This window comes from Pseudomonas sp. Irchel s3b5, from assembly GCF_900187435.1.
GTDB lineage: Bacteria > Pseudomonadota > Gammaproteobacteria > Pseudomonadales > Pseudomonadaceae > Aquipseudomonas.
Genome location: NZ_FYDY01000004.1, coordinates 14,299 through 27,511 on the forward strand (window position 1 = coordinate 14,299; position 13,213 = coordinate 27,511).

The 13,213-nt window shown below is 58.0% G+C and carries 13 protein-coding genes; 10 read left to right on the forward strand and 3 right to left on the reverse strand.

Features of this window, described 5'->3' with window-relative positions:
* Positions 1 to 132: 132 nt before the first annotated feature.
* Positions 133 to 573 (reverse strand): universal stress protein, encoded by a 441-nt coding sequence (locus tag CKW15_RS05625; protein ID WP_095059430.1) that lies wholly within the window; start codon positions 571 to 573, stop codon positions 133 to 135.
* 104 nt (positions 574 to 677) lie between these two features.
* Here CKW15_RS05625 and CKW15_RS05630 point away from each other — a divergent pair, with 104 nt between their 5' ends.
* The 7 genes from CKW15_RS05630 (at position 678) to CKW15_RS05660 (ending at position 9,087) form a co-directional block, all read left to right on the forward strand.
* A complete protein-coding gene (locus CKW15_RS05630; RefSeq protein ID WP_095059431.1) occupies positions 678 to 1,115 on the forward strand; it encodes a hypothetical protein in 438 nt (145 codons plus the stop codon).
* Positions 1,116 to 1,660: 545 nt separating this feature from the next.
* Positions 1,661 to 3,808: a fatty acid oxidation complex subunit alpha FadB gene (gene fadB, locus CKW15_RS05635; protein ID WP_095059432.1), complete on the forward strand. Its 2,148-nt coding sequence runs from the start codon at positions 1,661 to 1,663 to the stop codon at positions 3,806 to 3,808.
* Between the two features lie 29 nt (positions 3,809 to 3,837).
* Positions 3,838 to 5,013, forward strand: coding sequence for an acetyl-CoA C-acyltransferase FadA (gene fadA, locus CKW15_RS05640; RefSeq protein ID WP_095059433.1), 1,176 nt, complete (start codon positions 3,838 to 3,840; stop codon positions 5,011 to 5,013).
* A 100-nt stretch (positions 5,014 to 5,113) separates the two neighbouring features.
* Entirely contained in the window at positions 5,114 to 5,350 is a 237-nt protein-coding gene (locus CKW15_RS05645; RefSeq protein WP_095059434.1) for a DUF1653 domain-containing protein, read from the forward strand.
* 114 nt (positions 5,351 to 5,464) lie between these two features.
* Positions 5,465 to 8,092 (forward strand): type I DNA topoisomerase, encoded by a 2,628-nt coding sequence (topA, locus tag CKW15_RS05650; protein ID WP_095059435.1) that lies wholly within the window; start codon positions 5,465 to 5,467, stop codon positions 8,090 to 8,092.
* A 142-nt stretch (positions 8,093 to 8,234) separates the two neighbouring features.
* Positions 8,235 to 8,759 (forward strand): DUF6586 family protein, encoded by a 525-nt coding sequence (locus tag CKW15_RS05655; RefSeq protein WP_095059436.1) that lies wholly within the window; start codon positions 8,235 to 8,237, stop codon positions 8,757 to 8,759.
* 94 nt (positions 8,760 to 8,853) lie between these two features.
* Entirely contained in the window at positions 8,854 to 9,087 is a 234-nt protein-coding gene (locus CKW15_RS05660) for a hypothetical protein (protein ID WP_046041430.1), read from the forward strand.
* A gap of 94 nt (positions 9,088 to 9,181) precedes the next feature.
* Here CKW15_RS05660 and sulA read toward each other — a convergent pair whose 3' ends face one another.
* Positions 9,182 to 9,658 carry an SOS-induced cell division inhibitor SulA gene (sulA, locus tag CKW15_RS05665; protein ID WP_095059437.1) on the reverse strand — a complete coding sequence of 159 codons (477 nt, stop codon included), beginning with the start codon at positions 9,656 to 9,658 and terminating at the stop codon, positions 9,182 to 9,184.
* Positions 9,659 to 9,668: 10 nt separating this feature from the next.
* Positions 9,669 to 10,277 carry a transcriptional repressor LexA gene (gene lexA, locus CKW15_RS05670; protein ID WP_007974043.1) on the reverse strand — a complete coding sequence of 203 codons (609 nt, stop codon included), beginning with the start codon at positions 10,275 to 10,277 and terminating at the stop codon, positions 9,669 to 9,671.
* Positions 10,278 to 10,506: 229 nt separating this feature from the next.
* Here lexA and CKW15_RS05675 point away from each other — a divergent pair, with 229 nt between their 5' ends.
* The 3 genes from CKW15_RS05675 to CKW15_RS05685 all read left to right on the forward strand — a co-directional run bounded on the left by CKW15_RS05675 (position 10,507) and on the right by CKW15_RS05685 (position 13,133).
* Entirely contained in the window at positions 10,507 to 11,214 is a 708-nt protein-coding gene (locus tag CKW15_RS05675; RefSeq protein ID WP_095059438.1) for a TetR/AcrR family transcriptional regulator, read from the forward strand.
* Positions 11,215 to 11,372: 158 nt separating this feature from the next.
* Positions 11,373 to 12,383 (forward strand): beta-N-acetylhexosaminidase, encoded by a 1,011-nt coding sequence (gene nagZ / locus CKW15_RS05680; RefSeq protein WP_095059439.1) that lies wholly within the window; start codon positions 11,373 to 11,375, stop codon positions 12,381 to 12,383.
* A 12-nt stretch (positions 12,384 to 12,395) separates the two neighbouring features.
* Entirely contained in the window at positions 12,396 to 13,133 is a 738-nt protein-coding gene (locus CKW15_RS05685) for an S-methyl-5'-thioinosine phosphorylase (protein ID WP_095151794.1), read from the forward strand.
* Positions 13,134 to 13,213 lie beyond the last annotated feature (80 nt).

Sequence of the window (13,213 nt, forward strand, 5' to 3'; positions counted from 1 at the left end):
GAGGGCCGGGCTTTTCATTGGCAACACAACCTACTGTAGGGGCCGGCTTGCTGGCGATAGGCGATGACTCGGTTCACATGCTGAACCGCGGCGCCTATATCGCCAGCAAGCCGGCTCCTACAGGATCGATTGTCAGGATTTGTTTTGCAGGCGTACCGCCAGCACATCGCAAGGCGCGCCATGCAGCACGTCATTGGCCGTTGAGCCCAGCAGAAGTGCAAGGCCGTGGCGACCATGGCTGCCCACCACGATCAGGTCGCAGGTCTGTTCCTTGGCCAGATGGTGAATCTCCTGGCGCGGCTGGCCGTAGGTCAGGTGGCTGTACTCCCTGGACAGCTCCGGGTACTTCAGGATTAACCGGTCAAGGCGCTCCTTGGCCTGATCGAACTGTTGTTGTTGCAGTTGCGACAGATCCATCGGCACGTCGCCACCAAAGGCCATGGCCATGGGCTCGACAATGTGCACCAGCGACAACGTTGCACCGTTGCTCACCGACAGTTCGCGAGCGCGGTGAATCACAGGGTCGCACTCTTCGGTCAGATCTACAGCGACCAGAATATGGTTGTAGGGCATGAGGTGCTCCTCCTGAGGATTGCAATATGGGTAAGTATGGCTGGTTTCAAGCGCATTGGATTCAAAGTGACTGAATGCGCTCATCAAGAATCGGGAGTACAGATATGACGGTCTGGATAGTGGTGTCAATCCTGTTGGTGGTGCTAAGTCCGCTGGCATGGTTGCGTCCGTCGCGGGTACAGAGCGGGCGTATCGCCCTGCGCATGGAGGCCAGGCGCATTGGTCTGGCCATGCAATTGGCGCCCCAGGACTGGCCGCACTGGCTCAGTCAGGAGCCGCCGAGCCCTTGCGCCCAGTACCATCGGCCGCGTCGTGGCCGTCAGCCAGCTTGCTGGATCTACTGGCAAAAATCACCGGGTGTGTGGGTCAATCAGTGGCAGGAAGTCTGTGAAGATCAGGCGCTGCTCAATCATTTCGAAAAATTGCCAGGCAATGTCTACAAAGTCGAGGCGGACAAACAAATGATTGCCCTGTATTGGGGCGAGAAGGGCGAAGCCGAGGTTTTGCAACAAATCGACGCCACCCTAAAAGCACTAGCCTGACCTGTAGGAGCAGCCTGCGGCAGCTCCTTGTAGGGGTAAGCAGTAAAAAATCATCAGGCAATAAAAAGCCCGACAAAATCATCGGGCTGGATTGGCCAGGCAGGCCGGTAAAACGGTGTGGGCTGATCTTGCGCTGGGCATTCGCCAACAGCGTTCACATTTTTCCTTTGGTTCCCCAGCATAGCTTGTTAAACACAGGCTGCAGGGAATTAGGGCGACTTTTCTAATGATTGATCCTATGAATGATTTCGCATGCTCATGCGTGTTTAAGGTCTTCGCAGTACGGAAATGACTGGAAAGTCGTGTTTCGTCCCGTGTTTTGGGCGATTGACAATTGTCGGAAATTCCGTGAAGGTGACGTACCCAAATCAAACGGGCGTATGAATTGAGCGTTTGTATTTCAGACCGCTCCTACAGAATCCCGACTATCGCGTTGGCGGGTGTGTCGGGTAAATGGGCGTAGCATCGACGTTTAACGTCCCTGCCAAGCCGTTTACCTATGTCCGACGTGTACTGTTCAGCTTCCATATCGTGGAGATCAGTTGATGATTTACGAAGGTAAAGCCATCACGGTTAAGGCTCTTGAAAGTGGCATTGTCGAACTGAAGTTCGACCTCAAGGGTGAGTCCGTCAACAAGTTCAACCGTCTAACCCTGAACGAACTGCGTCAGGCCGTGGACACCATCAAGGCAGATGCTTCGATCAAGGGCGTGATCGTCAGCAGTGGCAAGGACGTGTTCATCGTCGGCGCCGACATCACCGAATTTGTCGACAACTTCAAGCTGCCGGATGCAGAGCTTGTTGCTGGCAACCTCGAAGCCAACAAGATTTTCAGCGATTTCGAAGACCTCAACGTTCCGACCGTTGCTGCCATCAATGGCATCGCGTTGGGTGGCGGTCTGGAAATGTGCCTGGCCGCGGATTACCGCGTCATGTCCACCCTGGCCAAGATCGGTCTGCCGGAAGTCAAGCTGGGCATCTACCCGGGCTTCGGCGGTACCGTGCGTCTGCCGCGCCTGATCGGTGCCGACAATGCCATCGAATGGATTGCCGCCGGCAAGGAAAACCGTGCTGAAGACGCGCTGAAAGTCGGCGCTGTCGATGCGGTCGTGGCGCCTGAGAAGCTGCAAGAAGCTGCACTGGAACTGGTCAAGCGCGCCATCTCCGGCGAGTTCGACTACAAGGCCAAGCGTCAGCCTAAGCTGGAAAAGCTCAAGCTGAACGCCATCGAACAAATGATGGCTTTCGAAACTGCCAAAGGTTTCGTCGCTGGTCAGGCCGGCCCGAACTACCCGGCGCCGGTTGAAGCGATCAAGACCATCCAGAAAGCCGCGAACTTCGGTCGCGACAAGGCACTGGAAATCGAAGCTGCCGGTTTCGTGAAACTGGCCAAGACCTCTGCCGCGCAGAGCCTGGTCGGTCTGTTCCTGAACGATCAGGAGCTGAAGAAAAAGGCCAAGGCCTACGACGAAATCGCCAAGGACGTGAAGCAGGCTGCCGTATTGGGCGCTGGCATCATGGGTGGCGGTATCGCCTATCAGTCGGCTTCCAAAGGCACGCCGATCCTGATGAAGGACATCAACGAGCACGGTATCGAGCAGGGTCTGGCCGAAGCCGCCAAACTGCTGGTTGGCCGCGTTGAAAAGGGCCGCATGACGGCTGCGAAAATGGCAGAAGTGCTCAACGGCATTCGTCCTACCTTGTCCTACGGCGATTTCGGTCACGTGGACCTGGTGGTTGAAGCGGTCGTCGAGAACCCTAAGGTCAAGCAAGCTGTGCTGGCCGAAGTCGAAGACAAGGTCAAAGAGGACACCATCCTCGCGTCCAACACCTCGACCATTTCCATCACCTTGCTGGCCAAGGCTCTCAAGCGTCCGGAAAACTTCGTCGGCATGCACTTCTTCAACCCGGTGCACATGATGCCGCTGGTTGAAGTGATCCGTGGCGAGAAGTCCAGCGAACTGGCGGTTGCCACCACCGTTGCATACGCCAAGAAAATGGGCAAGAACCCGATCGTCGTCAACGACTGCCCGGGCTTCCTGGTCAACCGCGTTCTGTTCCCGTACTTCGGCGGTTTCGCCAAGCTGGTCAGCGCCGGTGTGGACTTCGTCCGCATCGACAAGATCATGGAAAAATTCGGCTGGCCGATGGGCCCTGCGTACCTGATGGACGTGGTCGGCATCGACACCGGCCACCACGGTCGTGACGTAATGGCTGAAGGCTTCCCGGATCGCATGAAGGACGACCGTCGCTCGGCCGTTGACGTGCTCTACGAAGCCAAGCGCCTGGGCCAGAAGAACGGCAAGGGCTTCTACGCCTACGAGACCGACAAGCGCGGCAAGCAGAAGAAAGTCGCCGATCCTTCGGTGCTGGAAGTGCTCAAGCCGATCGTTTACGAGCAGCGCGAAGTCACCGACGAAGACATCATCAACTGGATGATGATCCCGCTGTGCCTGGAAACCGTGCGTTGCCTGGAAGACGGCATTGTCGAAACCGCTGCCGAAGCCGACATGGGTCTGGTCTACGGTATTGGTTTCCCTCCATTCCGTGGCGGTGCGCTGCGCTACATCGACTCGCTCGGTGTTGCAGAGTTCGTTGCCCTGGCTGACCAGTACGCTGATTTGGGCGCGCTGTACCACCCGACCGCGAAGCTGCGCGAAATGGCCAAAAACGGCCAGAGCTTCTTCGGTTAAGCGCCCCCAACTAGAGTGAGAGTGAACTTATGAGCTTGAATCCTAGAGACGTCGTGATTGTCGACTTCGGTCGTACTCCGATGGGCCGCTCCAAGGGCGGCATGCACCGCAACACCCGCGCCGAAGACATGTCGGCGCACCTGATCAGCAAATTGCTGGAACGCAACGTCAAGGTTGACCCGAGCGAAGTCGAAGACGTGATCTGGGGCTGCGTTAACCAGACCCTGGAGCAGGGCTGGAACATCGCGCGCATGGCGTCGCTGATGACCCAGATCCCGCACACCTCGGCCGGCCAGACCGTCAGCCGTCTGTGTGGCTCGTCCATGAGCGCACTGCACACCGCTGCGCAAGCGATCATGACCGGCAACGGTGACGTGTTCGTTGTCGGCGGCGTCGAGCACATGGGCCACGTGAGCATGATGCACGGTGTCGATCCGAACCCGCACATGTCCCTGTACGCGGCGAAAGCCTCGGGCATGATGGGCCTGACCGCTGAAATGCTGGGCAAAATGCACGGCATCACTCGCGAACAACAGGACGCTTTCGGCGTGCGCTCCCACCAACTCGCCCACAAGGCGACCCTGGAAGGCAAGTTCAAAGACGAAATCATCCCGATGCAGGGCTACGACGAGAACGGTTTCCTGAAAACCTTCGACTACGACGAAACCATTCGTCCGGAAACCACCCTGGAAAGCCTGGCGGCTCTGAAGCCGGCATTCAATCCAAAGGGCGGCACCGTGACAGCGGGTACTTCGTCGCAGATCACCGATGGTGCTTCGTGCATGATCGTGATGTCGGCGCAGCGTGCACAAGACCTGGGCATTCAGCCTTTGGCGGTGATTCGTTCGATGGCAGTGGCAGGTGTGGATCCGGCGATCATGGGCTATGGTCCAGTACCGGCCACACAAAAAGCACTGAAGCGCGCGGGTCTCGGCATCTCCGACATCGACTTCTTTGAGCTTAACGAAGCTTTCGCCGCACAGGCCCTGCCAGTGCTGAAAGATCTGAAAGTGCTCGACAAGATGAACGAGAAGGTTAACCTGCACGGCGGCGCGATCGCCCTGGGCCACCCGTTCGGTTGCTCCGGTGCGCGTATCTCCGGCACTTTGCTCAATGTGATGAAGCAAAATGGCGGCACCTTCGGGGTAGCCACCATGTGCATTGGTCTCGGCCAAGGCATCTCCACCGTCTTCGAACGCGTTTAATCGTTTCGTTGATGGAAGCCGGGGCCAAGTGCCCCGGTTTTTTGTTTTTCCGGATTTATTTTTGTTTTTTTTTTGAAAAAATTTGAGTGAGGGCCAAACCATGCCGATACAACCTGGGCTCTACCAACATTACAAAGGTCCGCAGTACCGCGTTTTCAGCATTGCGCGGCATTCGGAAACCGAAGAAGAAGTGGTCTTCTACCAAGCCCTGTATGGCGATTACGGCTTTTGGGTGCGTCCCTTGAGCATGTTCCTGGAGTCTGTCGAAGTTGACGGCGAACAGGTGCCACGCTTTGCGTTGGTGCAGGCCGAAGAAAGCCTTTTTAACAAGCCATAAGCTGAGTGCGCGCAAAACCCTGCGCTTGACCTCACCTTGTTGCCACTATATATAGCGGTGCCGCGTCAGGCGCCAATCGCCTTTCACTTCTCGAATTCAGGAATTTTCTGATCCATGGGCAAATCGCTGGTCATTGTGGAATCCCCGGCTAAGGCCAAGACCATCAACAAGTATTTGGGTAACGAATACGTGGTGAAGTCGAGTATCGGCCATATCCGAGACCTGCCCACCAGCGGTTCGGCTAGCGCCAGCAAAGAGCCAGCCGCCAAGCGCGGCAAGGCTGCCGCGGGCGAAGGTCCGGTGCTCTCGCCGAAAGAGAAAGCGCGCAAGCAGCTGGTCGCTCGCATGGGTGTCGATCCGGATCATGGCTGGAAAGCCAAGTACGAGATCCTCCCAGGCAAGGAAAAAGTCATCGAAGAGCTGCGCCGGCTCGCCAAAGATGCTGACACCATCTATCTCGCAACCGACTTGGATCGCGAGGGGGAAGCCATTGCCTGGCACCTGCGCGAAGCCATCGGTGGTGATGACACTCGCTACAAGCGCGTGGTGTTCAACGAAATTACCAAGAAGGCGATTCAAGAAGCCTTCTCGAAACCAGGCGAGCTGGACATCGATCGTGTCAACGCCCAGCAGGCGCGTCGTTTTCTCGACCGCGTAGTGGGTTACATGGTTTCGCCGCTGCTGTGGGCCAAGATCGCTCGTGGTCTGTCCGCCGGTCGTGTGCAATCGGTTGCCGTGAAGCTGGTGGTCGAGCGTGAGCGTGAAATTCGCGCGTTCATCCCGGAAGAGTACTGGGAAGTCCACGCCGACCTCGGTACCGCCAAAGGCGCGACCGTGCGTTTCGATGTGGCTCGCGAAAAGGGCGAAGCCTTCAAGCCGCTCAACGAAACCCAGGCCATGGCTGCGCTGGAGAAGCTCAAGGCTTCCAGCTACAGCATCGTCAAGCGTGAAGACAAACCGACCAGCAGCAAGCCGTCGGCACCGTTCATCACATCCACCCTGCAGCAGGCCGCGAGTAACCGCCTGGGCTTCGGTGTGAAGAAAACCATGATGATGGCCCAGCGTTTGTACGAAGCGGGCTACATCACGTATATGCGTACCGACTCCACCAACCTCTCGGTCGATGCCGTAACGATGGCGCGTACGTATATTGAAGGCGAATTCGGCAAGAAGTACCTGCCGGAAAACCCGAACGTCTACAGCAGCAAGGAAGGCGCACAGGAGGCTCACGAAGCGATTCGTCCTTCTGATGCCAACACCGAGCCAAGCAAACTGTCGGGCATGGAGCGTGACGCTGAGCGTCTCTACGAGCTGATCTGGCGCCAGTTCCTCGCTTGCCAGATGCTGCCGGCGCAATACCTGTCGACCACGGTCACTGTCGGTGCTGGCGACTTCGAGCTGCGTGCCAAGGGCCGCATCCTCAAGTTCGACGGTTACACCCGTGTCATGCCGCAAATCGCCAAGCCGGGCGATGACGATGTACTGCCGGACATGGCCCAGGGCGACGCGATGAAGCTGATCAAGCTTGATCCGACCCAGCACTTCACCAAGCCGCCGGCGCGCTACTCGGAAGCCAGCCTGGTAAAAGAAATGGAAAAACGCGGCATCGGTCGTCCTTCGACCTACGCGGCAATCATTTCGACCATCCAGGACCGTGGCTACGTTGCGCTGCATAACCGTCGTTTCTACTCGGAAAAGATGGGCGACATCGTCACCGAGCGTCTGTCAGAGAGCTTCTCCAACCTGATGGACTACGGCTTTACCGCCGGCATGGAAGAACACCTCGATGACGTGGCCCAGGGCGAGCGCGACTGGAAAAACGTGCTGGACGAGTTCTACGGCGACTTCAAGAAGAAACTCGAAGTGGCTGAAAACCCGGAAAACGGCATGCGTGCCAACCAGCCGGTCATGACCGACATTCCGTGCACCACGTGCGGTCGTCCGATGCAGATTCGTACCGCATCGACCGGCGTGTTCCTCGGTTGCTCCGGTTACAGCCTGCCACCGAAAGAGCGCTGCAAGGCCACCGTGAACCTGGTGCCGGGCGATGAAATCGCTGCGGACGACGAGGGTGAGTCGGAGTCGTTGGTGCTGCGTGGCAAGCATCGCTGCCCGATCTGCGCCACGGCGATGGACGCCTACCTGCTCGACGAAAAGCGCAAATTGCACATCTGCGGTAATAACCCGGATTGCGATGGCTACGAAATCGAAGAGGGCACCTATCGCATCAAGGGCTATGAAGGTCCGAGCCTTGAGTGCGACAAGTGCGGTAGCGAGATGCAGCTCAAGACCGGCCGTTTCGGCAAGTTCTTCGGTTGCACCAATGCCACCTGCAAGAACACCCGCAAACTCTTGAAGAGTGGTGATGCGGCGCCGCCGAAGATGGATCCGGTGAAGATGCCTGAGCTGAAATGCGAAAAGGTCAACGACACCTACATCCTGCGCGACGGTGCTTCGGGTCTGTTCCTGGCGGCCAGCCAGTTCCCGAAAAACCGCGAAACCCGTGCACCGCTGGTGCTGGAAATCGTCCCGCACAAGGATGAGATCGATCCGAAGTACCATTTCCTCTGCGAAGCGCCGAAGAAAGATCCTGATGGTCTGCCAGCGGTCATCCGTTACAGCCGCAAGACCAAGGAGCAATACGTGCAGACCGAAGTCGACGGTAAGCCGACTGGCTGGAAAGCGTTCTACGACGGTGGTAAGTGGAAAGTCGAAGACAAGCGCCCAGCCGCGAAGGCGTAAAGCGTCGCGGTACTGAAAAGGCCGCATGACAACCCTCGGGTTTTCATGCGGCCTTTTTGTTTTGTGCTTGCGGTCGGATCGGCTGATCCACGACACTGTCCCACCTGCGTGAAGCCATTATTTCGTTGTGGAGGCTGCCGTCATGGCCCATGAACTCTATACCCGTACCAATCAGAAGATTTATTTCGCCGGTCTTTCGCTGGAAGCGCTCGCGAAAGCCGAAGAGGGGCGGGCAATGAACTCCCTGGCGTTAATTCAGGCTGGGCGCGAATCGGCGCTGTTTCACCTCTACGGTGCACTGCTGGGGTTGTGTCACGAGATTGCCGGATTCTATCGTTTGCCCCAGGCCAACGCGCCTCGTGCGGAGTTGTTGCTGACTCGGGAAGTCCTGGAAGCCATCGCCATTCCGGAAATGGCCGAGATGGTCGAGTTGGCCAATAACCCCGAAACCTGGCTAGCCAAACTGCTGGCCGCCCATGCCGCACTCTTCCAGCCGCCACGTGCGCCGCGCAAACCTAAAGGCGATGTGACGCAGCCGTTGATCCTGGCTGTGAACCTCGACGAAGAAGAGGTTGATCAAGAGTTGAGTCGTGAGGAGTTGGAGAGCTGGCGTCAGAATCTGAAGGGGTTGGCGATCCGTTTTCGCGAAGGTCTGAACGAGTGCTGACGGAAACAGTTCCGGGGTGGCAGTTGGTCAAGATCCCAAGCGAAGCCTGAGCGATGCCTATATAATCCCCGCCTTTCGTGGAGAACACACCTATATGCCAACGTCCTTTCTAGAAATTGTCGAGTTACCAGACGGCCGAATCGAGCTGCGCAGGGCCGAGGACGAGGGTTCTCTGGTTACTTTGGATTTCTCCGAGGACGCCAAAGCGTTTCTGCAAGGGCAGCACGTAGAAGTCGCCAAGGCCATGTTGAGCGTGGGTGTTCAGATGGCAGGTCGCCTGGTTGAAGGCGAATTCGACAAGGAAGAGGGCTCGCGGGTTCTTCATTGATGCCCGTCCGTCGTTTTTTCTGATATCGCTACACATCGGCTTCTCTGCCCTTGGAGAAGCCTCGCGTTGTTAAAGGCGCGCTCTGGTTTGTCCGTTAACCCAGTCGAATATTCAGACTTTGCGCATCGCCAGTTCGGGCGGCGCCAATCAGCTGCTGCCGTGAACTGGCACTCAGCGGATTGAGCCAGCTGACAACCGTGTGACTACGCCCCAGACGCAATGCCTCGCAGGTCAGTTGCTGTGCACTCTGGCTGCCGCGTGGCTGCAGCAAAAGAATGCGTTCGCGGTTTAGGCCTGCATCTCGCAACCAGGCCTGAGTCAGGCTGGCTGGTGGTGCGATCAGTGTCAGCCAGCGTGCGTCCTGGTCCTGGCTCAGCTCCCTGAGAATCGGTGCGAGCAGGTTCAGGCAATTCCCGGTTGCACCACGCAGTGACAGCTCGCTGAAAACCTCCGGTTCGACGCTCCAGGGCGACTCGACCACATCTTTGAGGATCGGCGCCAATGGCTGCGCCATGAAGGCCTCGAACAGTGGCAGTTGGGCTTGCTGTGGTGGTGTCTGTGGGAACTGCATGGAGCCTCCGTTAGCGGCGAATAACGCCGACGCTCAAGCCTTCGATCACCAGTTCCTGATCTTGAAGGTTCACTTCGATAGGGGCGAACTCGGGGTTTTCGGCAATCAGCCAGACTTTGCTACCGTCACGCTTGAAGCGTTTGACGGTCACTTCATCGCCGATCCGTGCGACCACGATCTGGCCGTTTCGGGCTTCACGGGTGGTGTGGACCGCCAGCAGGTCGCCATCGAAAATGCCGACATCCTTCATGCTCATGCCATGGACGCGCAGCAGGTAATCAGCGCGTGGATGGAAGAAGGCAGGATTGATGTTGCAGGACTCTTCGATGTGTTGTTGCGCCAGAATCGGGGCGCCCGCTGCGACTCGGCCAATGATGGGCAGGGTGGAGTCGTCGGCTTTGGCTTCGAAGCCAGGGATGCGAATGCCGCGGGACGCGCCGGGCGTCATCTCGATCGCGCCTTTGCGGGCGAGCGCCTTGAGGTGTTCTTCAGCCGCGTTGGGCGACTTGAAGCCCAGTTCCTGAGCGATTTCCGCGCGGGTCGGCGGATAACCGTTGTCTTCCAGGCATCGTTTAATGAAGGCCAGAATCTCTGCTTGGCGTGGCGTCAGCTTTAGCATATTGATCGCTCTGTCTTTTTATACAGTGACTGGGATTATATACAGTGAAACGTTCTTGGCAATGCCCGATTTTTTGCTGACCGCCGGACGGTCGGGCAACCAGTAGATTAAAGCTGCACAGTTGTGTGGTTAAATGTCTGACCGACCATTCCCGAAACTGACTGCCAAGCTTGACAAGGCACAGGCTGAAACGTATGTTTCAAACAAGTGTTTGTCAGGCGGAGTAGCCATGGCCCAGTCGGAAACCGTTGAACGCATTCTTGATGCAGCCGAGCAGTTGTTCGCGGAAAAAGGTTTCGCTGAAACCTCGTTGCGTTTGATCACCAGCAAGGCCGGTGTCAATCTGGCGGCAGTGAACTATCACTTCGGCTCGAAGAAGGCGTTGATCCAGGCGGTTTTCTCCCGCTTCCTTGGCCCGTTCTGCATCAGTCTCGATAAAGAGCTGGAGCGACGTCAGGCCAAGCCTGAAATCAAGCCGACACTCGAAGAGCTGCTTGAAATCCTCGTCGAGCAGGCGCTGGTGGTTCAGCCGCGCAGTGGCAACGACCTGTCCATCTTCATGCGTTTGCTGGGACTGGCCTTCAGTCAGAGCCAGGGACACTTGCGTCGTTATCTGGAAGACATGTACGGCAAGGTGTTCCGTCGTTACATGATGCTGGTCAACGAAGCCGCCCCGCGTATTCCTCCGATCGAATTGTTCTGGCGCGTGCACTTCATGCTGGGTGCGGCCGCGTTCAGCATGTCCGGTATCAAGGCCTTGCGCGCGATTGCCGAAACCGACTTCGGTGTTAACACATCCATTGAACAAGTCATGCGTCTGATGGTGCCGTTCCTGGCCGCTGGCATGCGCGCCGAATCGGGTGTCACTGACGCAGCCATGGCCACTGCTCAGTTGCGTCCGCGCAGCAAATCGCCCGCGGTTGGCGCCAAGGTTTAACCGCGCACGGGTGGGCGCGGCAGCTGACATCCGTTAAGCTAGCCGCCCATGCCGACTCTCGTTCTGAACCCGCTCCCCATTGCTATCGCCGATCTGCCGGGCACTGCCCTCGGCGGCGATTTGGCGCGGGCCGGGTTTATCGTTTTCAAGGAATCTCTATGACTGCTGGCCTGCAAGGCTCATTGATGGTGGACGTCGCCGGTACCTGGCTGACGGCTGAAGATCGCCAATTGTTGCGCCAGCCCGAAGTGGGTGGCCTGATCATTTTCGCCCGCAATATTGAGCATCCGCGCCAAGTGCGTGAATTGAGTGCGGCGATTCGTGCCGTTCGTCCTGACTTGCTGCTGGCCGTGGATCAAGAGGGCGGGCGGGTTCAGCGCCTGCGACAAGGTTTTGTCCGGTTGCCAGCCATGCGTGCAATTGCCGATAACCCCAATGCCGAGTACCTGGCTGAGCAATGTGGCTGGATCATGGCCACCGAAGTGCTGGCCGTGGGCCTGGACCTCAGCTTCGCCCCGGTGCTGGACCTCGATTATCAGCGCAGTGCCGTCGTTGGCACTCGCTCTTTCGAAGGCAATCCTGAGCGCGCCGCTCAACTGGCCGGTGCATTTATCCGAGGCATGAATGCCGCCGGTATGGCTGCCACCGGAAAACACTTCCCCGGTCACGGCTGGGCCGAGGTAGATTCCCACGTTGCGATCCCGAACGACGAGCGTAGTCTCGATGAAATCCGCGCCAACGACCTGGTGCCATTCGCGAAATTGAGCAAGCAGCTGGCTGCCGTCATGCCGGCTCACGTGATTTATCCGCAAGTCGATTCCCAGCCTGCCGGTTTTTCCCGTCGTTGGTTGCAGGACATCCTGCGTGGCGAGCTGCAATTCGATGGGGTGATTTTCAGCGATGACCTGTCCATGGCCGGCGCCCAGGTGGTCGGCGATGCCGCCAGCCGCATTGAAGCGGCGTTGACTGCCGGCTGTGACATGGGCCTGGTGTGCAACGATCGCGCTGCTGCTGAATTGGCCCTGAGCGCCGCGCAACGCTTGAAGGTCAAGCCTTCTGCACGCATCGCGCGGATGCGCGGCCAGTCGTTCGCCAATATCGAATACCGTCAGGACCCGCGCTGGCTGGCGGCCGTCGGCGCGCTCAAAGAAGCTCAATTGATTGATTAAGGACTGTTCGTTATGACGGTTTACGCAATTATTGGTGGTACCGGCCTGACTCAACTCGAAGGCCTGAGCATTCGTCAGTCATTGGCGGTGGACACGCCTTACGGCGCACCGTCGGCTGATGTGCAGATCGGCGAGTACGCAGGCAAGGAAGTGTTGTTCCTGGCACGTCACGGCCATCCGCACCGCTTTCCACCGCATCAGGTGAACTACCGTGCCAACCTCTGGGCGCTGAAACAGGCGGGTGCCGAAGCCATTCTCGCGGTCAACGCCGTGGGTGGGATTCACGCTGCCATGGGCACCGGGCATTTCTGCGTGCCGCATCAGTTGATCGACTACACCAGCGGTCGCCAGCACACCTATTTTGCCGATGACCTGGAACAGGTCACGCACATCGATTTCAGCTATCCGTACAGTGAGCCACTGCGTCAGCAATTGATTGCGGCGCTGGCGGCTGAAGGCGTTGGCTACAGCAGTCATGGCGTCTATGCCTGCACTCAAGGACCGCGCCTGGAGACGGTTGCCGAAATCGCACGTCTGGAGCGTGATGGCTGTGACATCGTCGGCATGACCGGGATGCCGGAAGCGGCGTTGGCTCGTGAACTGGAGCTGGATTACGCCTGTCTGGCGCTGGTGGTGAACCCGGCGGCGGGCAAGTCGACGGCGGTGATCACCATGGCCGAGATCGAACAGGCGCTGCATGACGGCATGGGCAAGGTGAAGTCGACGTTGGCTCGGGTGCTCAAGGGCTGATTTCACTCGATACCGCTTCGCTGGCAAGCCAGCTCCTACAGGTTCAGTAGCGTTCGCAAGTTTTGCACTGGACGCAATCG